The organism is Aliiglaciecola sp. LCG003 (assembly GCF_030316135.1).
GTDB lineage: Bacteria > Pseudomonadota > Gammaproteobacteria > Enterobacterales > Alteromonadaceae > Aliiglaciecola.
Genome location: NZ_CP128185.1, coordinates 962,297 through 985,158, shown reverse-complemented (window position 1 = coordinate 985,158; position 22,862 = coordinate 962,297). Strand labels below are relative to the sequence as shown.

The window sequence follows — 22,862 nt, the reverse complement described above, 5'->3', positions numbered from 1 at the left end:
AGCTCGACAGGGATAACGTAAAGTGATTCATGTTATGCGCTCACTTGTGAGGACGTAACGCGATAGTGCTCCTGACGTGTGAGCAATATCCAGATTAAACGTGCTAAACGATGGGCGACGGCGACTGCCACTTTATTAAACGGCTTGGTAACGCGAAGTTTAGTGGCCCACAGTGATAACGGATCAGTTCTTTGCGCGGCACGACTCACGACAGACCGCGCACCATGTACCAGTTGTTTACGTAAATAACGGTCTCCGCGTTTGGTAATGCCGCCCATCTTACTGATATTGCCTGAGGCGTGTTGTTTAGGCGTCAGCCCTAACCACACGGCAAATTCTTTGGGATTATTAAACGCCTGGCCTTTATCAATGGCGGCTAAAAACGCTGAGGCATTAATGAAACCAATCCCTGGGATGCTGAGCAATATTTTGCCACTTTCACTGTTATTAACAAAGTGATGCAATTGCTGCTCAATGGCCTTGATGCGAGAGCGTGTGTCTTCATATTCTGCCTTTAACGCGCGCATCATGGTTCTCAACTGGTTACTGCGTTGTTCGCTATCAATTACTTGGGCTAATCCTGCACACAAGGCCACGTGGCCACAAGGAAATATTACCCCAAATTCACTTAACAACCCGCGTATCTGGTTACTCAGGGCCGTTTTGTTTCTAATTAAGCGCTCTCGAATTCGATGCAAGCAATTAATTTCTTGCTGTTGCTCAGATTTTACGGGGACAAAGCGGATATGTGAGCGCTGGCTGGCTTCTGCTATGGCAAAAGCATCGTTATGGTCATTCTTGTTGCCTCGCACAAAAGGCGTGACATGTTGGGCTGGTATAAGCTTGGTATCATGACCTAATTTAGCAATTTCACGCCCCCAGTAATGCGATGAATAACAGGCTTCCATCACCACCAACGTAGGTGGTTGTTGGCGCATAAAATCAAGTAGCTCAGTCCGTTTTAATTTCTTATTAAATTGCGGTTTAATATGTTCATTTACTCCGCACACTTGAAATACAGTCTTTGCCAAATCGATGGTAATTGTTTTAAGCTTCATATTGGACGTTCCCTATGTAAATAGTCTTGTTTAAGAACTACTATTTTGGCGCATTGACGCCGTATTGGGGAGCGTCCATCTCATCACCCACCTTTAGATTATCTCCATTTGATCCGCCAAGTTAAAATAATAAGAGTGGCTGTCCACGCTAAAATTGGTCCACGCTAAAATTGTCCACGCTAAAATTGCAGTGCGAATCTGAGTGGGAGTGGCAAAAACAAGCGTTGCTTAAGTTGAGGTTATTTGGGCCTTTACAACGATGTTAACCGAGGTTTAGTTTGTCAATTACGTGGACACCCACCTTTAGATTATCTCCATTTGATCCGCCAAGTTAAAATAATAAGAGTGGCTGTCCACGCTAAAATTGGCTGTCCACGCTAAAATTGGTCCACGCTAAAATTGTCCACGCTAAAATTGCAGTGCGAATCTGAGTGGGAGTGGCAAAAACAAGCGTTGCTTAAGTTGAGGTTATTTGGGCCTTTACAACGATGTTAACCGAGGTTTAGTTTGTCAATTACGTGGACACCCACCTTTAGATTATCTCCATTTGATCCGCCAAGTTAAAATAATAAGAGTGGCTGTCCACGCTAAAATTGAAAATAATAAGAGTGGCTGTCCACGCTAAAATTGTCCACGCTAAAATTGCAGTGCGAATCTGAGTGGGAGTGGCAAAAACAAGCGTTGCTTAAGTTGAGGTTATTTGGGCCTTTACAACGATGTTAACCGAGGTTTAGTTTGTAACTTTTTGGATTAATCAAGCCAGATGATTAACCGAGTGAGATCAATGATCTGTTTCACAAACGCTATTGATGCGAAAATCTCTCTGCAATCACTTCGCTAGATCAGGTAATTCTCCACCTAAGCCTACCGCATGTTTAATAATGTCTCGCTTGACGGGGCCCATCTGGTCAGTAGCGGATAAGCCGATGCCGCGAACTAGTTTCTTGATTGGATGGTTACCACTAAACAAACGTTTGAATCCTTCCATAGTCGCGATCATTTTCATTGCTTCGGTCTTGCGCCAGCGTTCAACGGCACGAAGGTTTTTCGCCAAACCTATATCTTTGCTTTGTGCAAACAATTTGATCAGGGTTTGTGCCAAAGCGGCGGCATCCGCAATACCTAAGTTGGCCCCTTGACCTGCCAATGGGTGAATGGTGTGGGCAGCGTCCCCAATTAACATAACCCGGTCTTTCAGCCAACTACGGCAATAGCGCATTGTCAGTGGATAGTAAGTTCTATCACTGACCAATTCTACTTGACCTAATTTTGTATCAAAGGCGGCACTGAGTGCGTGATTAAAAGCTTTATCTTCAAGTGCAAGCAGGTTTTCAGCGACACTAACTTCTTGGGACCAAACAATTGAGCACAGATTCTCTTCAAACAGGGGTAAAAAAGCCAGTGGGCCAGAAGGTGTAAATACCTGACGCGCGGTGTTGCCGTGAGGTAACTGGGTTTTTACTGTGGCAACGATTGCCAAGTGCTCATAATCCCAAAAAGTCAAAGGTAGATTAGCGACACGCCTGACCATAGAATTAGCACCATCTGCACCCACCACTAATTTGGCTGTTAACGTATTACCATTGGAAAGAGTCATAAAGCTTTCTGATTGGCCAAAGACTAAGTGCTCAACTTTCGCTGGGATCATCATTTCGACGTTTGGCGAATCTTGTAGACTAGTCAACAATCCTTGTCGCACCACTTGGTTTTCGACTATAGACCCTAAATGATCTCGCTGTATGTCCTGATGAGTAAAGTTAATATTGGCAAAGCTGTCTTGCTCCCACACCTGCATATGCTGGTAAGGCTGTAATCGCTCAGATTGAATGCTGGGCCACACCTCAAGGTTTTCAAAAATTCGCTGGCTGGCCAAATTTATCGCACTAACCCGTGCCAGTGGTTGTTTTGTGATGGTTTCATCTTGCTGCTGCGCATCGATTACCACAACTTTCATACCCGACTTATTCAAAGCTACAGCTAAGGTAAGGCCTATCATTCCAGCGCCAATAATGGCGACGTCATAGTTTTGCATTGCGAAGTCCTTGTTGCGAACGAAAGCCCATTGCGGTCATAGCGAACTGCTGCTTCAACCAAGGTGCATTATCTAGTAAAGCAAGTGCCACATTTCGTCCCATCACTAAAGGAATATAACTATTTGAAAACGTCCTGACTAACAGATCGGTAGCGCCTACCAGCGTTTTTTGGTCGCCGCGGCGAGATTGTTGGTAATCATGCAACAGCGAGTAGGAGCCAATATCATTGTTTGGATTTTCGATAATCCGATTGGCCAAATCTTGCACATCTCGTAGAGCTAAATTCAATCCCTGTCCTGCAATAGGGTGCAAGGTTTGAGAGGCATTACCCAACAAGGCCGCTCGATGGTGAATATGGCTTTGAGCATGACTTAACTGCAATGGAAAGGCACTGCGTGGCCCTACCCCAATAATCTCGCCTAGGCGATAGCCGAATGCCTCTTGCAGTGCGGCAATGAACTCAGAGTCAGGCAGATCTAATATACCAGGCATTTCATCCTGCGTGAGAGTCCACACCAATGAGCAAAAATGACGATGAGGCTGCTGTTCTATCTGTAAAGGTAACAATGCTAAGGGCCCTGATGGAGTGAATCGTTCGAATGCCCGGTACTGATGGTGGCATTTGAGTTCCACGTTAGCAACTATTGCCGACTGTTGGTAACATTTTGCGCTAATATCAAAGCCAATAATTTCTCGACTAACAGAGTTCCCGCCTTCTGCAATGGCAAGTAACTTAGCTACAACAGTCTGAGTACTCTTTAGTGTTGCAGTCACCCGTTTCTGAGAGCGTTCAATGGCAACAATTTCATCATTGTAGTACCAACTGACTTGCTGCTTAAAAGCACTTAGAGCATGGCGTAATTTGTCCACCAGCGCGGTTAATTCAACCACCTGACCCAGCGCATTGATTTGATAATCCTGCGCATTTATTCTGCACTGCCCAAAATGTCCCTGATCAGAAACATGGATTTCTTCAATCGGACAACCTAACTTGCCTGTATCCAAGCCTAACTTACCCAGCAAAGCAATTGACTGGGCGGACAAGGCCACACTGCGAAGCTCCAAAGGAGGATTACCAAGCGGTTCAGGCCCCTTGCTCGAGGATACCGTCGGCGGACCACCCGCTTCGACGATAGCTACATGAAGATCAGTATGCCGACATATAGCCAACGCTAGGGTTAATCCTGTGGCACCGCCACCGGCAATTAGAATATCAACAGATTTTGCGGTTGTTTGAGACAAGTCTTATCCTGCCATGAGGGCTTCAATTTCACTGATGGATTTTGGCACCTCAGCGGTGAGCACTTCGTAGCCCTGGGGGGTTATCAGAATATTGTCCTCTATCCGAATACCGATTCCTCGCCACTTTTCATCTACATCGGCATCAGCGGCAATATATAAACCCGGTTCTATGGTCATCACCATTCCTGGCTCGAAGGGTCTGTCTTGGTTAGCCACTTTGTAGTTACCCACATCATGAACATCTAGTCCTAACCAATGTCCTATGCCATGCATAAAAAACTGCCGGTAATGTTGCTCAGCGATATTGTCCTGCAAAGTACCGGTCAATATACCAAGGTCAAGCAGCCCTTGTGTGAGTACCTCTACCGCTTTGTCTGTGGCTGCTTTAAAAGTGCTGCCTGGAACAAACAATGCTAATGATGCAAGTTGGGCATCCAGTACCAATTGATAGAGCTGCTTCTGAGCCGTACTAAAGTGTCCATTTACTGGAAACGTTCGGGTAATATCTGCTGCGTAACCAAGTAACTCTGCCCCTGCATCAATCAATACCAAATCGCCGTCTTGTAGGAGACAATCATTATTGGTGTAATGCAAAATACAGGCATTGTCGCCGCCGCCAACTATGGTGCTGTAAGCCGGATTTTTCGCTCCGTGCAGGGCAAAACTATAGTGAAGTTGCGCTTCTAAATGAAATTCGTTTTTACCCGGCTCAGACATCAACATAGCTTGCTTATGTGCTTCACAGGAGATACTAGCAACTTGACGCATAAGCGCAATTTCGTCGTCATCTTTGAACAGGCGCATCTCATGTAACAATGCCCTTAGATCAATTTCACATTCTGGAGCCTGCTTACTTTGCTTAGGGGCATCGCGCAATATAGCCAACACGTCGTCGATTAGCGTATCGGTTTGGGCTTGATGACCTCGGGCATAATATAAATGTTGATGGCCGTCGATATAGCTGGTTAACCCTACTTCAATATCATCCAAATTATGGCATTGGCTAAATCCGAATTGATCCACAGCATGCTCAGTGCCTATGCGTCTGCCATGCCATATCTCGGCCAAAGGATCTTTGGCTAAACAAAATAGCGCACTAAATGGGCTACCCCATACCTCACTGTTGCTCATCACCAGCACGGCATCGGGTTCTGGAAATCCAGTCAAATAGTGAAAATCACTGTCTTGACGAAAGGTATATTCGGTATCATTACTTCGGGTAACTAAAGTTGAGGCGGGCACGATACACACGCTGTTAGGTAGCATAGCGGCCAGTAATGCTTGTCGCCGCTGCTCGCAGCGCTCAATATATGCGTTTATCATTAATGCACCGTTTTAGGTGTTTGCTGCGTTTCATCTGCTGATTGTCCCAATTCGTTGAAACATAGCATGCACGAAACCCGCACATATTCGATGACTTCAAATAAGGCTCTTTCAGATTCCTCATCTTCTGGCATAGTTTCATCCATCCGCGCAATATCGGCAAAATCTTCTAAGGCTTCTTTCACATCAGGGGAGCAAGCAGTGAGATCTGCTTGATGAAAGCCAAATCCAAGCATAAATCCATGCACCCAGTTGATCAGCGCTTGGCCGCGTTCATTGATGGGTGCAGATTCATCAGGAAGGCATAGTACCAGGGTAAAATCAGTTTCTAGTAGTTGTTGACAGGTTGCGTTATAGAGTAGCCTAAACTGCTCTTTCACTTCATCTGGCAAGGGATCTCCCTGATTGATTGAGTCAGCGATTGGCTCTGCCCAATCTTGACTTTCCAGCGCCATACCGCCTGATAACATGCCACAAAAAATGCCATGGACCTCGGCTGCATCAGTGAGAATATTGTGCTGTCCTAATAAGGTCGACAACTCGTCATAATTTAACTGTGATGGTTTCAATGTACTATCCCTTAAAACGTTACGCTAATGCTACCATTCTCTGCAGCTGATTTACATCTTAGTAAATAGTGCTTATTAATCCTTTTTCAAGCGCTGACATCGCCACCCCAGTGTGCAATTTCAAGGCAATTAGTGGCGGTTGCGAATAAAAGTCTTGGGGAATTGGTTTTATTTCCTAGCTGCTATGGTAAAATGCAGTTCTCCTGGGGTGTTCGCCAGTTTAGTCATGTCCCTGGCCGATGCTATTTTACCTGGAAATTGATTCCACTACTATTGTGCAAGCTTGGCTCGTATCAAGAAGCCTACGGTAATGATGATATTTCCGCCCTGAACTTTCGGTTCACGGGCGCGCACTGAACAGCGGCATTCTGGGAGACTCTGCATTCAATTACCCTCGGTTATTTTCATTGCTCAAATAGTGTGCGACAAAAACTACTCATCAGCTGTTTAAAAAAAGACTGTTATCGCTTAGGATATGAATAGAAAAGCATCAGAACAGGCTTTTATTACTCAGTTGGTACCGCCTGAAATACATCACGGTACTATCTTTATCTAAAATAATAACTATAAAAAACATAAACGATGAAAGATAGCAGCAGTTTTCAATACCACATAGAACAGGCTTGTGAGCCTTTATTAAATGAATTAGACGACTTAATTACATGGCAATGGGATGAGCACTTGTCCTGCTTGCTTGCTGAGTTTTCAGTCGATCATGCACAATTCGTTTACCTCCATGTGCAAAAACATTTTCCCCATGTGTGGGACAAAAAAAGTATTAAATCAGCGGATCCGCTTCTTAAGCACCGGGCTGGATTTTTTAATGCTTTAAAGAAAAACCAACAGCTATTGACTCAAGACACTACAGGCCAACATGATATTATGGCCTCCTGGTGGCCTTGGGGTCATGGTGCAACGGTATCGGTGCGTTTATTTCAGGTCTCCAATTTACCCTATCAAGCTCCCTCTGGGCTATTCCGGCGTTTAACCGGTTGGGCGAGAACTTAGTACGCCCAAGATAAAGTAGACCAAAAGGTCAACTTTATCTTGGAGGCGGTTCTTTTTGCAGGCAAGTTATGATACAACTCCTGTTGATTTTTCACCGAACCATCTTTTTTACTTTTTTAAGTTAGGTCTTTTATGGCAGTCATTAATTTCGGGTCAATTAACATTGATCACGTATATCAAGTCGATCACTTTGTGCAGCCTGGCGAAACACTATCGTCAAGTCATTATCAGCAACTTTTGGGCGGTAAGGGAGCTAACCAGTCTATTGCTTTGGCAAAAGCCGGGACCGAAGTAAAACATGTGGGTAAAATTCACCAACATGATTCACACTTTAAGCAAGCTATGATCAAACACGAGGTAGATTGCAAATATGTAGAATGTACTGAGACCCCGACGGGCCATGCCATCATCCAAGTTGCCAAGTCAGGAGAAAATGCCATTGTTTTGTTTGGCGGCGCCAACCAAGAAATTGGACCGAAAGATATTTTGCGTGCGCTAGACGATGCTAAACCAACAGATTGGGTATTGACCCAAAACGAAACCAGCGCAATTGATGTTGTACTGCAAGAAGCACGAAACATGGGGCTAAAGGTAGCATTCAATCCAGCCCCAATGACGGATTCTGTCAAACAGTTACCTCATGACTGCATCGACTTACTGATTGTTAACGAAGTTGAAGCGTCAGAAATTGCTGGTGTCACTGAGATTGATAAAATTGAACAGTATTTCCGTCAGGACTGGGCGCATGCCGAAGTATTGATTACATTAGGCAAAGACGGCGTTCGAATGTTGCAAAAAGATCAAACTATCGATGTACCTGCTTTTGTGGTTGATGCAGTTGATACCACAGCCGCAGGGGATACCTTCATCGGTTATTTTTTGTCGGCCTATAGCAACCGCAAACCTGCCAAAGAAGCATTGACACGGGCTTGCGCAGCCTCAGCTATAGCTGTGACTCGACCCGGCGCAGCCCAATCTATACCAAACTCAGAAGAAGTTGATTTATTCGTTAGTCAGCACCAAGCTTAATCAGAACTAATTATTAGCATAGAGAACATAATATGACCCACAAAATTATACTTGATACGGATCCAGGCATCGACGATGCGATGGCAATATTTTTTGCTTTTCAGTCGCCTGATATTGAAGTCTTGGGTTTAACTACAGTATTTGGCAATGTGCCCGTTACCATGTCGGCGCAAAATGCCCTAACACTGTGTGAATTAGCCGGTCAGGATATTCCGGTGACCAAAGGCGTCGGCATGCCTTGGGTGGGTCCTGAATCAAGTTATGCTCATTTTGTGCATGGTGATGATGGTTTTGGCAATATTAATTTTCCCAAGTCAGATAGGACACTTGACCCCCGCAGCTCTGCACAGTTCATTGTCGATATGGCCCGCCAGCACCCCGGTGAGATTACCCTAGTGGCGATTGGCCCTCTTGGCAATCTAGCACTAGCTTTGCGCCTAGAACCTGAGCTTCCGAAACTGGTTAAGGGTGTAGTTATTATGGGCGGCGCCGCCTTTGTGAGAGGCAATGTAACTCCTGTTGCTGAAGCCAATATATGGAATGATGCCTATGCTGCCGAAATTGTATTCGCCGCAGACTGGGATCTGAAAATGTTCGGTTTAGATGTCACCAATGCCGCACCTTTCACTCCAGACTTTCTAGATGGCTTAGAAAGCCGCAATGCTAAATTAGGAAGTTTTGTAAATCAATCAGCGCAATTTTATGTTGAGTTTTACTCACAAAATCGTGATGACCGTGTATGTTTCTTCCATGATGCTATGCCACTTGCATATTTAATTGATCCGAGTCTATTTGAAATGACGACAGGCCATGCGAGAGTATCAACTGACCCGCTAAACATAGGTCAAACTACCATAGCGCCAGTTGGCACTACTACTAGCCCAGACTGGTTAAAAGCCAAACAGATCGATGTGGCAACTAAGGTTGACCATGACAGACTTCGTCAACTGTATTTGGACACTTACGCATTGTAGTGCTAACGTTACCAGATTAGGCCGCAGTCAATAATACCAGCGACACATGTCGCTGGTATTATTTTAAGAGGTAAATCGATGATTTCAGCACCACCACCAGAAAACGAAAAAGAGCGTTTAAAAGCCCTGCTTGAATATGACATTCTGGATACTGAGGCGGAAAGGGTTTTTGATGACTTAACAGCTTTAGCCTCCGAAATCTGTGACACCCCTATTGCCTTGATCAGTTTAGTGGACGTCGAGCGCCAGTGGTTTAAGTCAAAAGTAGGCTTGGATGCACAGGAAACCAGCCGAGACCTAGCATTTTGCGCCCACGCAATCCATCAGCAAGAAATTTTTGAAGTCAAAGATACCTTTAAAGATGAACGCTTCTACGACAACCCTCTAGTGGCATCTGATCCTAATATTCGATTCTACGCAGGTGCACCCTTGATATCTCCCGACGGGTTGGCGCTAGGCACCCTTTGCGTCATTAGCGACAAACCTAAAGCGCTAGACGAACACCAGCGCAAGGCACTTTCAATCTTAAGCCGAGAAGTGATTTCCCAACTTGAGCTTCGGATCAAGATTAAGCAAGTTGAACAAATCAATCAGCGTAAAACTGATTTTTTATCTAATTTAAGTCACGAACTTCGCACTCCACTTAATGCTATCATCAGTTTCAGCCAGTTGATGATAAACGATCAAACGTCTAGCCTACCTGATACATTCAAAACCTATTTAAATCACATTGATTTCAGCGGGAAACGTCTATTAGACTTAGTTGATTCGGTACTTGATTTAAATAAGATTGAGGCAGGAAAATTAGAGCTACAGAATCAGATCATCAGCATCTCCGATTTTTTCACCTCTATTCAAGGCGTTATCCAATCTTTAGCCACCGCAAAAGGTGTTGAGCTAAAATTTTCAGTGAATAAAGATCAACATGAAACCTTTGTGATAGACGAGCCAAGATTGAGCCAAGTGGTATTGAATTTAGCCTCAAACGCGATCAAATTTTCCGAACCTCAATCCATTGTCTCAATCAACGTGTTATTCACTGCCAGCAGCTTAGTGATTGCCATTCAAGATCACGGTGTGGGCATTGCCGAAGAAGATCTGCCACGTTTGTTCGGTAAATTTAATCAGGTGGGGGACACAACGAAAAATAAAGGCTTTGGTTTAGGCCTAATGATCACCAAAAGCTTGGTTGAGTTGATGGGCGGCTCTATCAAATTACGCAGTAAATTGGGTGAAGGAACCTTAGTAAAAGTCGATATTCCGTTACTGAGCCTTGATCAATATGATAAGGCGAGTGTAATAAAACAAACAACTGCAAAATTCGACACCTCAATACGTATCCTGTTGGTGGAAGATAATGAAATTAACCAACAAGTGGCCACCGCGGTGTTTAACACTTTAGGCTTATCCATCGATATTGCCGTCAGTGGAGAACAAGGTGTTGAGATGGCGTTAAAACAGCCCTATCAGATCATATTCATGGATTTGCATTTACCCGGTATTGATGGTTTTGAGGCGAGTAAACAAATCAAACTTAGGTTACCTGAGCAGCTTATCGTCGCCCTATCAGCCGATATTTTTGTTGGACAAGAAAAAGATCTCAAACCAGCCGGGATCGCCAATATTCTGAGTAAACCTATAGATATTAATTTACTCCGTGGATTATTAAATCAGCATTTTCTGGCAGCATGTTAAACAACGCGAATCAGGATGAATTATCGCCTGTGGATGGCAACAAACAAAACTTACGCCAACACTTTCGACAGGCACGACGGGCGTTGTCAGCACAACAGCAAATACTCGCTAGCCAAGCCTTGGCTAAAAATATTGCTGATAATAATCTGCTCAAGGGCAACAAACACATCGCTTTATATTTGTCTAATGATGGTGAATTGAGCTGTCAGGCATTAATTGAATTTTGTTGGACCTATAACCTGAAGGTATATCTCCCTGTTCTCCATCCTTTTTCGAAACAACAACTTTTGTTTGTTTTGTATAATCCGGATACTGTATTAATTCACAACAAGTATGGGATACCAGAGCCAAAATTAGATGTCACCCAAGTCATTCCCGTTAGCCAGATGGATTGTATCTGCTTACCCTTAGTGGCATTTGACAAACAAGGACATCGGTTAGGTATGGGTGGTGGCTATTATGATCGTACACTAGCATGTTTATCAGTAGACGACTCGCGCAAGCAGCTAACCGTAGGCCCGCGTTTATGGGGATTGGCCCATGACTGTCAACAGACACAGCTTTTAGAGCTGGAGCCTTGGGATATCCCGATGGATAAAATCATTACGCCAAGTCGGGTTATTTCAATCCTAGATTGAGTTATAATTAAGCAATGAATTTCTAAATGTATTCCCCCTACTCGCTTCAAAGGAAAATATCATGACGCAAGATGACAAGAAAAAAGCGGCAGCACTAGCTGCTTTAAGATTTGTAGAGCCTGACAGTATTGTGGGTGTAGGAACGGGCTCCACCGTCAATTACTTTATTGAAGCCTTGGCTGGAATTAAACAGCAGATCGAAGGGGCGGTTTCTAGCTCACAAGCATCGACAGAAAAGCTTGAAGCTCTAGGCATTGAAGTATTTGATCTTAACTCTGTGGGCTCCTTTGATATCTATGTAGATGGCGCAGATGAAATCACCGAACATAAGCATATGATTAAAGGCGGTGGCGCAGCGTTGACCCGTGAAAAAATTGTGGCCGCTGTTGCCAAGCAGTTTATCTGTATTATTGATGACAGCAAACAAGTCCCAATATTAGGCAGTTTTCCTCTTCCGATAGAAGTGATTCCGATGGCTCGCTCCTACGTGGCTCGTGAATTGGTCAAACTCGGTGGTGATCCCGAATACCGTCAAGGTGTGATCACAGATAATGGCAATGTAATCCTTGATGTCCACAACTTGAAAATCCTCAACCCTGTAGAGCTGGAGCAAAAAATTAATCAAATAGTTGGAGTGGTCACCAATGGCCTATTTGCTCATCGCGGCGCTGATATCGTGCTGATTGGAACAGACTCGGGTGTGACCGAAATAAAATGATATAAATAATTAGAATTGTAGCTTTCCTAATCAACTCACTTCTGGTATTTTCCACTTTCAAATAGACGTCCAGATGTCTCAATTACAATTAGTTTTTAGTAGGAAAGATAATGAGCAAAGTGTCACTGCCAAAAGATCGTATCAAAATTTTATTGCTAGAAGGTCTACATCAAAGTGCAGTTGAAACTTTAGAAGGCAATGGCTATTGCAATATTGAGTACATCAAAACATCTCTTTCCGAAGAGCAACTGATTGAGAAGATTGCTGATGTACACTTTATAGGTATACGTTCACGGACCCACTTGTCTGCCAATGTAATAGAAGCGGCGCAAAAGCTTGTTGCGGTCGGCTGTTTCTGCATTGGCACTAATCAGGTCGATCTGCAAGCCACTCAAAAGCGTGGCATTCCGGTATTCAATGCCCCCTTTTCTAATACACGCTCAGTGGCGGAGTTGGCATTGGGTCAAATCATATTACTACTTCGGGGGGTTCCTAGTAAGAATGCTAAAGCCCACCGTGGAGTATGGGAAAAAAGTGCACTAGGTTCTTATGAAGCTAGGGGCAAAACCCTGGGTATTATCGGCTATGGTCATATCGGCACACAATTGAGTATTCTAGCCGAGCATTTAGGTATGCGAGTTCAATTTTTCGATATTGAAGATAAGCTAGTTTTAGGCAATTCAACCCAGACAAAAACCTTAAATCAATTGCTAAAAACCTCTGACGTGATCAGTTTGCACGTACCAGAAACCCCACAAACTCAGAACATGATTGGCGAAAAACAACTAGCAATGATGAAAGATGGTGCCATCATTATGAACGCTGCCAGAGGCACTGTTATTGATATTGATGCACTTGCTGCGGCTCTGGAATCAGGCAAATTAAATGGTGCGGCGATCGATGTATTCCCCGTCGAGCCAAAATCTAACGATGAAGAATTTATCTCACCTTTGCGAAAGTTCGACAACGTTATTTTGACGCCTCATGTGGGGGGAAGCACCCAAGAAGCCCAACAAAACATTGGGATTGAAGTAGCCGGAAAATTAGCTAAATACAGTGATAATGGCTCAACCCTATCGGCAGTTAACTTCCCTGAGGTATCACTTCCGGAGCATACTGATCGCTCTCGCTTGTTGCATATCCATGTGAATGCACCAGGAGTACTGACCCAAATCAACCAAGCCTTCGCCGCTCACAACATTAATATTGCTGCACAATATTTACAGACCAATGAAAATATCGGCTATGTGGTTATTGACGTGGAAACAGATGATGCAGAGGCAGCATTTGTGCAATTAGCTAAAATTGAAGGTACTATCAAAACTCGTATATTACATTAATTGCTGCTATTCCTTTTTTCACCAGTGTTCTCAGACATGGACACTGGTGAGATTCTGATTCAGCCAGTCTGATTACTGAAAATAAGAAATTTATTCTGCCAAAAACCGTTCTATTAAGGCTAGTCGTCAACAGCGAATAGGATCTGACCACAGTGTCGTCAGAGTAAGTGAGATTATGTTTAAATGGCTTGGATTAGTGTTCTGTTGTACTGATGTGTTAGCAGCATCGGTGACGATAGACATTATTAGCAAGCAACACAATCCTGTCTTCCAAGCAGTGGTTTATTTAGAGCCAGAAGCTCCCTCAAAAACAGATGTCTCATCTGCCCCCATATCCGTAATGGATCAAATTGATCGACAATTTGTGCCTCATATACTTGCGATTCAAAAAGGTACTAAAGTGGTATTTCCTAATTCTGACTCCATTAAACATCATGTCTATTCTTTCTCTCCGGCTAAAAGCTTTGAATTACAACTATATAAAGATTCACCAGCACAAACGATCGCTTTTGCCGTAAATGGTGAAGTGGAACTAGGCTGTAATGTACATGACTGGATGCTGGCTTATATATGGGTAGTCGACACGCCTTATTTTGCAAAAACTGATCAATTAGGAAGGGTCACTTTGGATGTACCAGTAGGAAAATATACATTGAAAGTTTGGCACCCACGCATTAAAGCCGAACAAGATACGCTAAACCAATATATTGAAGTATTGGACAGCACATCAATCAGTATCCAGTTACAACATGATTTGTTCTCTGATTTAAGTTTGTATGAACAAACTAATGAAGGATTCACGGACTATCAATAAGACAAGGTTGCTTGCCGTCTTTTAGCTAGATAAAACAGTGGATGTCCTTATTAAAAGTGGATGTCCTTATTAAAAGTTCATTAAAGCCGAACAAGATACGCTAAACCAATATATTGAAGTATTGGACAGCACATCAATCAGTATCCAGTTACAACATGATTTGTTCTCTGATTTAAGTTTGTATGAACAAACTAATGAAGGATTCACGGACTATCAATAAGACAAGGTTGCTTGCCGTCTTTTAGCTAGATAAAACAGTGGATGATGAGATGGACGCTCCCCAATACGGCGTCAATGCGCCAAAATAGTAGTTCTTAAACAAGACTATTTACATAGGGAACGTCCAATATGAAGCTTAAAACAATTACCATCGATTTGGCAAAGACTGTATTTCAAGTGTGCGGAGTAAATGAACATATTAAACCGCAATTTAATAAGAAATTAAAACGGACTGAGCTACTTGATTTTATGCGCCAACAACCACCTACGTTGGTGGTGATGGAAGCCTGTTATTCATCGCATTACTGGGGGCGTGAAATTGCTAAATTAGGTCATGATACCAAGCTTATACCAGCCCAACATGTCACGCCTTTTGTGCGAGGCAACAAGAATGACCATAACGATGCTTTTGCCATAGCAGAAGCCAGCCAGCGCTCACATATCCGCTTTGTCCCCGTAAAATCTGAGCAACAGCAAGAAATTAATTGCTTGCATCGAATTCGAGAGCGCTTAATTAGAAACAAAACGGCCCTGAGTAACCAGATACGCGGGTTGTTAAGTGAATTTGGGGTAATATTTCCTTGTGGCCACGTGGCCTTGTGTGCAGGATTAGCCCAAGTAATTGATAGCGAACAACGCAGTAACCAGTTGAGAACCATGATGCGCGCGTTAAAGGCAGAATATGAAGACACACGCTCTCGCATCAAGGCCATTGAGCAGCAATTGCATCACTTTGTTAATAACAGTGAAAGTGGCAAAATATTGCTCAGCATCCCAGGGATTGGTTTCATTAATGCCTCAGCGTTTTTAGCCGCCATTGATAAAGGCCAGGCGTTTAATAATCCCAAAGAATTTGCCGTGTGGTTAGGGCTGACGCCTAAACAACACGCCTCAGGCAATATCAGTAAGATGGGCGGCATTACCAAACGCGGAGACCGTTATTTACGTAAACAACTGGTACATGGTGCGCGGTCTGTCGTGAGTCGTGCCGCGCAAAGAACTGATCCGTTATCACTGTGGGCCACTAAACTTCGCGTTACCAAGCCGTTTAATAAAGTGGCAGTCGCCGTCGCCCATCGTTTAGCACGTTTAATCTGGATATTGCTCACACGTCAGGAGCACTATCGCGTTACGTCCTCACAAGTGAGCGCATAACATGAATCACTTTACGTTATCCCTGTCGAGCTCAATTCCGTGTAGGACAAAGGCACCAAGCCTGTGTGGGTGTTGTGGAAGGCAAGACACGGGATAACACTTACTTTACCTACCCCGCTTAGTCATAAAATGATGAAGAAAACGGTCTACCTACCTCATCAAAGCCAGACTTAGACACGGATAACAATCCGACTGGGTGTTTTTAGGCGATAAGGTTCGGAGTTCATCAGAGGCCAGCGTTGATTAAACCAACGCTAATAAAGAGCCTGAATATATGTCAGAACTAAGCCATTTTAGACTGCCTTCAAGACAACAGACTAGCGGTAATAGAATAGTAAAAACGTAATTCGTGCAGAAAATCAGCACGAAGGGGCAATTAGTACGTTGACATCAGGGGAGCGTCCATATATGTCCTTATTAAAAGTGGATGTCCTTATTAAAAGTTGTTTATCTGGCTGGAATTGGCTGTACTAGTGAACAATGTGTTTATTTCGATATAGCCTTGATAGAGATAAATTAAATCGATGCCAGACATTTTTAAACTTAACATGCAGCCAATAAAAATGAATTTAAACTCTGTTTTCGCTGTTTTTTGTATAGTGGCAATGAATTGTTCTGCCAGTCAGGCCGTTGAGGTAAGTGGACTTATTCAAACTAGTCTATCCCACAATGACAATTGGCAGTCTTACCAGAACCAAGGAACGGGTATTGTTCGCTTTGAGGACAACCAGATAAACCTACAACAGGCAATGCTGCGGGCTCAATGGGATGTCTCTAGCGCATTTTCAGTGGATGTGGTTGCCAACTATTATGAGGACGGCGAACAAAACCTTGGCTTCACTCAAGCCCAAATATTGTATAAACCTATCAGCCAAGCAAAAATTCGCTATAAAGCCAGAGCCGGTTTTTTTTACCCGCGTATTTTCCTAGAAAATATCGATACCGGCTGGCTATCACCATACACTTACACTCAATCAGCCATCAATAGTTGGATTGGCGAAGAATTACGTATCGCTGGAATGGAGTTGTCACTTTTTAGCCCCGGCAGAGTGCGGCGCAGCCCTTGGAGTTGGGAAGTGACCGCAGCCGTATTTAAAGGCAATGACCCCTTGGGTACACTTTTGTCTTGGCGTGGTTTCGCTATGCATGACAGGCAGTCTCTACACAATGACAGAGTAGCATTTGCCCCCTATCCGAGTGTGATTGATGAACAACTCATTTGGCACCCTAATTTCGTAGAGCCGTTTCACGAGCTAGATGGGAAATTAGGCACCTATGTTGGTGTGCATGTAAATTACTTCAATCAAAGTACCCTGCGATACTACTACTATGATAACCGTGCCGATCCCCTGGAAGTCAACGATCTACGTTTGTACGCCTGTCGTACCAAGTTTCACGCTCTGTCATGGCAACATAACCTGTCGAAGCAAACTCGTTTTATTAGCCAGTGGCTCAGTGGTAGCTCTGTGATGGGCAACAGGTTCGTGTTTATCAATTTTGATGCATGGTATCTAATGGTGAGTCATAGCATAGGAGAACATCGCTTAAGTCTGCGCTACGACCGCTTCATCGTTCAAGAAGACGATGATATCCCTGCCGATATGAATAGCAGTGATGGCTTGGGAGTTACCTTAGCGTGGCGCTACGATATTAATGCCAACTGGCAAATAGGCTTGGAGCAACACTTCAATCAAAATAGCGCACAAAATCGAATCCCCCTTGACTTGCCCATAGAGGCCAATCAGCATCAGTCTTTGTTGGTAATGCAGTTTCGTTGGTAGTCCTATGGAGCATTGTTGAAAAACGAAAAAGCCGACAAAAATGTCGGCTTTGAGTAACGTCGACTTACGCTCTAGAAAAAAGTATAAACGATAGTGACACCAGTTTGGGTATCAAGGTTTTCACGGTCATCCGCAACGTCACTGTTGTGCGTCATGGTTACGGCAAATTTCATTGATAAAGAATCGTTCAGCTTAGCTGAAAGGGCAGTCACAGATTTTGACTTAGTATTGTCCGCGCCCACTTCGGTGCTAAGTAACTGCTCGAATTTGGCATTATCAGAAATAGTCCATTTGTAATCTAATGCACCGCGAACAATCATACCTTTAACGGTTTCGCTAGGATCCGTATTGGTTTTAGAATAGGAGTAACCCGGACCGATACTGTATTCAAAAGAACTAGTATCATCAGCCCATAGTTTTTGGTTCCAACCAACCGCTACTGTCGATTGATAATCGTAGCTGCTAAAACGGTTGTCTTCGTATGAACCGAAGATAAACAAACGATGGTCGGGATTTTCCAGCTTGTAGTTGCCCTGACCTGAAACAAACAATTTTTGCTCAGTCGTCTGGCTTTGCTTGGAGCCATCAGTTTGTTCAACTTCATCTTTCTTATACAAAGCTTCGAAAATGAAATCGTTGCTCCATTGCTCAAGCTCATGGTGTGCAGAGAGTTTGCCAACAACAGAAGTCGTCTCTGTATTACCGGTAGTCATAATAAAACCGAACTCGCCATCCATTGTAAACGGCTTAGTCTCTGCGGCAATTGCCCCAGCACTAAGCGAGCACATAATTAGCGAACATAAAGCTGATTTTTTCATTGGGTATCCCATTTCTTTAAAATTAATAGTGTTACAGCTTGTTATTATTATTATGCCGCTGATTATAATATGTTTAGCTACTGCGAACCATCAGGTTTTATGCCAAATAGGCTTAACGTCAGTGTTGCTTAAAAAAACTGATAAACCAAGGTTACCGAAGTTTGCGTATCTAATGGTTCGTCAATCTCTTGTGGAGTGCGATTATGGGTTAGGTTAATTGACAATTTCATTGCCAGTGACCCATTAATCTTAGCGGCAAATGAAGTCTCAGAGACAGAACGAGAAAACTCTTCGTCAGTTTCAGTGCTGATATACTGCCGGAACGTTGCCTTGTCGTTCAACTTCTTTTCATATTCCATTGCCGCGCGCACTATCAATCCCGTTTGATTGAGAGCATCACTCGTTTCTTTCGCGATAGATCGTGCGTAACCTGGTCCAACACTGTAAGTGAGCTCACTGTCACTATCAGACCAAAGCTGTTCAGTCCAGCCAAATGCTAATGCCGCTTGGTATTCATAAGAATTGAATCTATCGTCTTCGTACTCGCCATACATAAAGAGGCGATTGCTGGGCTGGCTTAATTTGTAGTCCGATTGTGCAGAGAAAAATATATTCTGCGCACTTGTCACCAATTGCTGTTGATCATCAACAGTACTTTCATTTTGCTTGTACAGCAGTTTGGCAGCATAACGATTGTGCCATTGGAGAAGATCCTGTTTAGCATTGATTTTGGTGGTGACCGTGGTTCCAGTGGTATTGCCACTAGAATAAATTACACCCATTTCACCATTCATCTCGAAACTGTCTTCGTGCTGCCGACCACTTTCAGCGTGAAAAGGAGCTTCAGACAGGAATAGTGTCCGCATAACATTCGTTCGTCCATGACTGGAAAAGGCAACTAAACATGATAATGTGACGCAAAATAGCTTCATGACAAACAACTAAAACCGATATTTTCTCTAATGCCGCTATTGTATAGAAAGTTCTACTCATTGTGCAGGGGGGAAACGCCTAAAAATCAATCAAATACGTTTTTTTAGCTAACATTTTAGATTTTTAGGCAAAGTGTAGGCTTTAGCAGACTATAATCTGCATACTGCACTATTTCGGCGCGCCACTATTAAAAATAGTCATCATCTTACCTATCTCTTGTTGACTAAATTTGACCGCATCTTGGAGAATTTCGTCGCTTATGGCCGCTGATTTCAAAATATCCGTACTCAAGGATGCCATCAGCTCATTGCCCAAATCGAAAGCTAGACCATAACCTAAGCGTGCCGCACAATATAAGATGGCTATTTCTTTGTTCTTTAGTGCTTTGTCTTCGTGATGAATATCCGCTAGAGGCAGAGAAATTTGTACCGGTAACTGCCACATTTGCAGAATTTGAGAGCTACATTGAGCATACGTAAAACCCAATACTTTTTGTTGTAGCGCCCAAGGGGCTATTCCCGTCTCGGACGGTAAGCATAATAACGCTTTTTCTGGTGATTCTTTGGTGACAACCAATTCAGCTAAATTATGCAACAGCCCAAGCAGGAAAAAACGTTCACTACCTCGCACCCGCAATAACTTGGCAATATGTTTAGCGATCAAGCCGGTGTACAAACTCTGTTTCCAGAATCGATTTAAATCCATATTATCATTACTGAAATGCTGAAAGGCATCTTTTGCTGTTTCTGCCATAACTAAATTATACAGTGCTTCACCACCCAATATATTGACCGCTTTGGCAATATTATCGACCTGAGATCTGAATCGAAATAACGGACTATTGGCCAATTTTAATAATTTAGCAGCTAAGGATGGATCCAAGCTGACCAAGTCAGCTATATCTTCTGCATCTGAATTATGATCGTCAAGCATTTCGCGGATGCGTAAACAAATATCAGGCAAAACAAAAGAAGTGGAGGCCTTAGTAGCATAATCATTAGCTTGCATTGGGGTATGACGTCTCTCAGTGATATAAGCAATGCTGCTAGTATAACCATGCAGCGACTTTTTTGTGGTATTTATTTCGATGCTTAGCCGCAGAAAAGCATATCTGATATGGTTGGAATCGCGGCCTAGCCTAAGTCCAATGGCACAGGTGAAAAATATTGATTGATATTTATCCGTTTATCAGTAACGTAAGTAAACAACATTTTGTTATCAGGTGAGTCATGGAAGCGTTATCCGGTTTAGATGCGTCATTTTTGTTTTTAGAAACAGAAAAAATTCCGATGCATATCGGTGGCGTAGCTATTTTAGAAGGGTCGATGAAATTTCAGGATTTCTTTGACTATATTCAGCAGCGTGTGCACTTGGTCCCAAAACTCCGTCAGAAATTGGTTTACGCGCCCTTAAATTTGGATCAGCCATCATGGGTTGAAGATCCTGAGTTTGATTTACATCACCATATTCGCCATACAAAACTTCCTGCCCCTGGCGGTTGGAAAGAGCTTCGTTATTTAGCCTCGCAACTCTTTTCCAATACGCTCAATAGAGAGCAACCCCTATGGGAATTTATTTTTGTTGAGGGCTTGGATACGGTATCTCAAGTACCCAAGGGTTCTGTTGCACTTATTAGTAAAGTGCATCACGCCGGTTTTGATGGCAAATCCGGTACAGATTTAATGGCTATGCTGTATGACGTTTCCCCCATACCACGGCCCATTCCAGCGCCGCAGCTGAAACATCGAGAAGAAATACCCGGCAAGGTCAATATGATGGTGCGCAGTGCATTTCACCTCGCCAGCAAACCCGGCAAGCTCCCGGGGTTAATCTGGGAGACTGGCAAGGCAACATTCAAAGCAGGATACCTTGCCCAGGTGCACGGTATCAAAATGCCTACTCTGCCCTTTAGTGCGCCTAAAACCCCGTTCAATGACACTGTAGAACAAGAGCGAAAATGGAATTCGGCCATGCTCGACTTAAACAGGGTGAAATCTTTGCGACACATTGTCGCCGGCGCTACCTTAAATGATGTCATTTTAACGATCTGCGCAGGTGCCTTGCGACGTTACTTGTTAGAAAAAGATAAATTGCCAGACAAGCCCTTAGTGGCTATGGTGCCGGTATCCACCCGCACTAAACATGAAAAGAATGCCATGGGCAATCAAGTGTCGGCGATGTATATTCAGTTAGCCACCGATATTGAGAACCCAATAAAGCGCCTAGAAAAAATTCACATAAACACGCTGGTCGGCAAGTTATATCAGGATGCCATTGACGCTAAAAGCCTAATGGGATTTGCTGAAATGATCCCTTTCGGGTTAGCAGGGGTCGCAACTCGATTTTATTCACGAGCGGCTTTAGCCAAACATCACAATCCGTTCTTCAACTTAGTGATCACCAATGTGCCAGGACCGAACGTGCCCTTGTATCTAGGTGGACATAAATTATTGGCAAATATGGGAGCCGCCCCCATATTTGATGGAATGGGACTCATCATACCAGTATTTAGTTATAACGGGACTATTACCATTAGTCCTACAAGTGCGATGAACCTTATGCCAGATTTAGATGTCTTTACTAAGTATCTACTCGAGTCAGCTAATGAAATGGAGAGCGCAGTGCTGGAAAAGCAAACGGCTATGGCCGCATTCAATGCCCTATTGAATGATGATAAACTCCAATGATGTAAACTAAGTGAGCAGTTATGAAAAATCAACTTAGCCAAGTTACTAGTCAACAACCTAAAGTTAGGCACCTGCTCGCCGAGAGCCGTGCAATATTAGAGATGGGTGCCACCAGCATGATGATGCCACTGTTACTGCAAGCTCCGAAAGGAGACAAACATCCGGTAATGGTTATCCCTGGTTTTTTAGCCAGTGACTTTAGCACTAAACCCCTTCGTAGCTTTCTAAAACTCAAGGGTTACAAGTCCTATGGATGGGGGCTGGGTCGTAATCTGGGCACACACATTGTCGGCGGAGAACACATTGTCAGTGATGCATTACTCAATAAAGTTATTGAACTTTGTGTCAGACATGAGCAACAAATTAGCATAGTAGGCTGGAGCCTCGGCGGTATATTAGCCCGTGAAATTGCCAAAGCCATCCCCGACTGTGTTCGACAAGTCATTTCCCTCGGCAGCCCCTTCAATGGACCCCGCGGCTCAGCGCCAGTGGCCTCAAAGATGTTTGAGCTAATTAACGGCGACCTATCCAAACAGCAACCTGATGCGATTAATCGAATTATTCCACCGCCAGCGGTGCCCAGTACCGCTATATTTTCACGTAGCGATGGTATTGCCCATTGGCAAGCGTGTATAAATAGCGAAGAACACAGCCATTCATTATCGGAAAATATTGAAGTAAAAGGCAGCCACTTAGGCCTTGGACATAATGCACAAGTACTATGGATTGTAGCCGACAGATTGGCCCAAAATCAGGCAAACTGGTCGCCTTTTCGCGAAAAGACCTTACACAAACTAATTTACCCTGACCCTAACCGAGCATAGAAAA

20 protein-coding genes and 1 other RNA gene are annotated in these 22,862 nt (G+C 43.6%); 13 read left to right on the top strand and 8 right to left on the bottom strand.

Annotation, left to right across the window (positions count from 1 at the left end; all coding sequences use genetic code 11):
* Positions 1–32 precede the first annotated feature (32 nt).
* From QR722_RS04135 to QR722_RS04115, 5 genes are all read right to left on the bottom strand, one after another.
* Positions 33–1,058: an IS110 family RNA-guided transposase gene (locus QR722_RS04135; protein WP_286283064.1), complete on the bottom strand. Its 1,026-nt coding sequence runs from the start codon at positions 1,056–1,058 to the stop codon at positions 33–35.
* An 829-nt stretch (positions 1,059–1,887) separates the two neighbouring features.
* Positions 1,888–3,090 carry an FAD-dependent oxidoreductase gene (locus QR722_RS04130; RefSeq protein ID WP_286285524.1) on the bottom strand — a complete coding sequence of 401 codons (1,203 nt, stop codon included), beginning with the start codon at positions 3,088–3,090 and terminating at the stop codon, positions 1,888–1,890.
* Entirely contained in the window at positions 3,077–4,333 is a 1,257-nt protein-coding gene (gene ubiH, locus QR722_RS04125; RefSeq protein ID WP_286285522.1) for a 2-octaprenyl-6-methoxyphenyl hydroxylase, read from the bottom strand. The genes QR722_RS04130 and ubiH overlap by 14 nt, the downstream gene beginning before the upstream one ends.
* A gap of 3 nt (positions 4,334–4,336) precedes the next feature.
* Positions 4,337–5,656 (bottom strand): Xaa-Pro aminopeptidase, encoded by a 1,320-nt coding sequence (gene pepP / locus QR722_RS04120; protein WP_286285518.1) that lies wholly within the window; start codon positions 5,654–5,656, stop codon positions 4,337–4,339.
* Positions 5,656–6,225: a UPF0149 family protein gene (locus tag QR722_RS04115; protein WP_286285515.1), complete on the bottom strand. Its 570-nt coding sequence runs from the start codon at positions 6,223–6,225 to the stop codon at positions 5,656–5,658. The genes pepP and QR722_RS04115 overlap by 1 nt, the downstream gene beginning before the upstream one ends.
* Before the next feature lie 197 nt (positions 6,226–6,422).
* Between QR722_RS04115 and ssrS the strand changes: the two genes are divergently transcribed.
* The 11 genes from ssrS (at position 6,423) to QR722_RS04060 (ending at position 17,596) form a co-directional block, all read left to right on the top strand.
* A non-coding RNA gene (gene ssrS / locus QR722_RS04110) (6S RNA) lies at positions 6,423–6,604 on the top strand.
* A gap of 203 nt (positions 6,605–6,807) precedes the next feature.
* Positions 6,808–7,233 carry a hypothetical protein gene (locus QR722_RS04105; RefSeq protein ID WP_286285512.1) on the top strand — a complete coding sequence of 142 codons (426 nt, stop codon included), beginning with the start codon at positions 6,808–6,810 and terminating at the stop codon, positions 7,231–7,233.
* A gap of 132 nt (positions 7,234–7,365) precedes the next feature.
* Entirely contained in the window at positions 7,366–8,262 is an 897-nt protein-coding gene (locus QR722_RS04100) for a ribokinase (RefSeq protein WP_286285510.1), read from the top strand.
* Positions 8,263–8,294: 32 nt separating this feature from the next.
* A complete protein-coding gene (locus QR722_RS04095; protein WP_286285508.1) occupies positions 8,295–9,236 on the top strand; it encodes a nucleoside hydrolase in 942 nt (313 codons plus the stop codon).
* A 78-nt stretch (positions 9,237–9,314) separates the two neighbouring features.
* On the top strand, positions 9,315–10,931 hold the full coding sequence (locus tag QR722_RS04090; protein ID WP_286285506.1) for a hybrid sensor histidine kinase/response regulator: 1,617 nt from the start codon (positions 9,315–9,317) through the stop codon (positions 10,929–10,931).
* Positions 10,925–11,569: a 5-formyltetrahydrofolate cyclo-ligase gene (locus tag QR722_RS04085; RefSeq protein WP_286285504.1), complete on the top strand. Its 645-nt coding sequence runs from the start codon at positions 10,925–10,927 to the stop codon at positions 11,567–11,569. The genes QR722_RS04090 and QR722_RS04085 overlap by 7 nt, the downstream gene beginning before the upstream one ends.
* Positions 11,570–11,630: 61 nt before the next feature.
* Entirely contained in the window at positions 11,631–12,287 is a 657-nt protein-coding gene (gene rpiA / locus QR722_RS04080; RefSeq protein WP_286285502.1) for a ribose-5-phosphate isomerase RpiA, read from the top strand.
* A gap of 110 nt (positions 12,288–12,397) precedes the next feature.
* Positions 12,398–13,627: a phosphoglycerate dehydrogenase gene (gene serA, locus QR722_RS04075; RefSeq protein ID WP_286285500.1), complete on the top strand. Its 1,230-nt coding sequence runs from the start codon at positions 12,398–12,400 to the stop codon at positions 13,625–13,627.
* 175 nt (positions 13,628–13,802) lie between these two features.
* Positions 13,803–14,441, top strand: coding sequence for a methylamine utilization protein (locus tag QR722_RS04070; protein ID WP_286285498.1), 639 nt, complete (start codon positions 13,803–13,805; stop codon positions 14,439–14,441).
* A gap of 348 nt (positions 14,442–14,789) precedes the next feature.
* The gene (locus QR722_RS04065; RefSeq protein WP_286283064.1) at positions 14,790–15,815 is read left to right on the top strand and encodes an IS110 family RNA-guided transposase; all 1,026 of its coding nucleotides are present in this window, start codon (positions 14,790–14,792) and stop codon (positions 15,813–15,815) included.
* Positions 15,816–16,378: 563 nt separating this feature from the next.
* Positions 16,379–17,596, top strand: coding sequence for a hypothetical protein (locus tag QR722_RS04060; protein WP_286285495.1), 1,218 nt, complete (start codon positions 16,379–16,381; stop codon positions 17,594–17,596).
* 71 nt (positions 17,597–17,667) lie between these two features.
* Here QR722_RS04060 and QR722_RS04055 read toward each other — a convergent pair whose 3' ends face one another.
* The 3 genes from QR722_RS04055 to QR722_RS04045 form a co-directional block, all read right to left on the bottom strand.
* Positions 17,668–18,414 (bottom strand): DUF481 domain-containing protein, encoded by a 747-nt coding sequence (locus QR722_RS04055; RefSeq protein WP_286285493.1) that lies wholly within the window; start codon positions 18,412–18,414, stop codon positions 17,668–17,670.
* A gap of 128 nt (positions 18,415–18,542) precedes the next feature.
* Positions 18,543–19,280, bottom strand: a complete 738-nt coding sequence (locus QR722_RS04050) for a DUF481 domain-containing protein (RefSeq protein ID WP_286285491.1) — start codon at positions 19,278–19,280, stop codon at positions 18,543–18,545.
* 235 nt (positions 19,281–19,515) lie between these two features.
* Positions 19,516–20,355 (bottom strand): HDOD domain-containing protein, encoded by an 840-nt coding sequence (locus tag QR722_RS04045; protein ID WP_286285489.1) that lies wholly within the window; start codon positions 20,353–20,355, stop codon positions 19,516–19,518.
* A 221-nt stretch (positions 20,356–20,576) separates the two neighbouring features.
* Between QR722_RS04045 and QR722_RS04040 the strand changes: the two genes are divergently transcribed.
* Together QR722_RS04040 and QR722_RS04035 are read left to right on the top strand one after the other, a co-directional pair.
* Positions 20,577–22,034, top strand: coding sequence for a WS/DGAT/MGAT family O-acyltransferase (locus QR722_RS04040; protein WP_286285487.1), 1,458 nt, complete (start codon positions 20,577–20,579; stop codon positions 22,032–22,034).
* Between the two features lie 20 nt (positions 22,035–22,054).
* Positions 22,055–22,858: a hypothetical protein gene (locus QR722_RS04035; protein ID WP_286285485.1), complete on the top strand. Its 804-nt coding sequence runs from the start codon at positions 22,055–22,057 to the stop codon at positions 22,856–22,858.
* Positions 22,859–22,862: the final 4 nt, after the last annotated feature.

What these genes read in the sequence shown, in the direction of transcription:
- QR722_RS04045 (WP_286285489.1), bottom strand. Translation starts at nt 20,355, where the DNA reads ATGCAAGCTAATGATTATGCTACTAAGGCCTCCACTTCTTTTGTTTTG.
- QR722_RS04085 (WP_286285504.1), top strand. Translation starts at nt 10,925, where the DNA reads ATGTTAAACAACGCGAATCAGGATGAATTATCGCCTGTGGATGGCAAC.
- QR722_RS04060 (WP_286285495.1), top strand. Translation starts at nt 16,379, where the DNA reads ATGAATTTAAACTCTGTTTTCGCTGTTTTTTGTATAGTGGCAATGAAT.
- QR722_RS04050 (WP_286285491.1), bottom strand. Translation starts at nt 19,280, where the DNA reads ATGCGGACACTATTCCTGTCTGAAGCTCCTTTTCACGCTGAAAGTGGT.
- QR722_RS04105 (WP_286285512.1), top strand. Translation starts at nt 6,808, where the DNA reads ATGAAAGATAGCAGCAGTTTTCAATACCACATAGAACAGGCTTGTGAG.
- serA (WP_286285500.1), top strand. Translation starts at nt 12,398, where the DNA reads ATGAGCAAAGTGTCACTGCCAAAAGATCGTATCAAAATTTTATTGCTA.
- pepP (WP_286285518.1), bottom strand. Translation starts at nt 5,656, where the DNA reads ATGATAAACGCATATATTGAGCGCTGCGAGCAGCGGCGACAAGCATTA.
- QR722_RS04090 (WP_286285506.1), top strand. Translation starts at nt 9,315, where the DNA reads ATGATTTCAGCACCACCACCAGAAAACGAAAAAGAGCGTTTAAAAGCC.
- QR722_RS04095 (WP_286285508.1), top strand. Translation starts at nt 8,295, where the DNA reads ATGACCCACAAAATTATACTTGATACGGATCCAGGCATCGACGATGCG.
- QR722_RS04035 (WP_286285485.1), top strand. Translation starts at nt 22,055, where the DNA reads ATGAAAAATCAACTTAGCCAAGTTACTAGTCAACAACCTAAAGTTAGG.
- QR722_RS04100 (WP_286285510.1), top strand. Translation starts at nt 7,366, where the DNA reads ATGGCAGTCATTAATTTCGGGTCAATTAACATTGATCACGTATATCAA.
- QR722_RS04135 (WP_286283064.1), bottom strand. Translation starts at nt 1,058, where the DNA reads ATGAAGCTTAAAACAATTACCATCGATTTGGCAAAGACTGTATTTCAA.
- QR722_RS04040 (WP_286285487.1), top strand. Translation starts at nt 20,577, where the DNA reads ATGGAAGCGTTATCCGGTTTAGATGCGTCATTTTTGTTTTTAGAAACA.
- QR722_RS04130 (WP_286285524.1), bottom strand. Translation starts at nt 3,090, where the DNA reads ATGCAAAACTATGACGTCGCCATTATTGGCGCTGGAATGATAGGCCTT.
- QR722_RS04065 (WP_286283064.1), top strand. Translation starts at nt 14,790, where the DNA reads ATGAAGCTTAAAACAATTACCATCGATTTGGCAAAGACTGTATTTCAA.
- QR722_RS04055 (WP_286285493.1), bottom strand. Translation starts at nt 18,414, where the DNA reads ATGAAAAAATCAGCTTTATGTTCGCTAATTATGTGCTCGCTTAGTGCT.
- QR722_RS04070 (WP_286285498.1), top strand. Translation starts at nt 13,803, where the DNA reads ATGTTTAAATGGCTTGGATTAGTGTTCTGTTGTACTGATGTGTTAGCA.
- rpiA (WP_286285502.1), top strand. Translation starts at nt 11,631, where the DNA reads ATGACGCAAGATGACAAGAAAAAAGCGGCAGCACTAGCTGCTTTAAGA.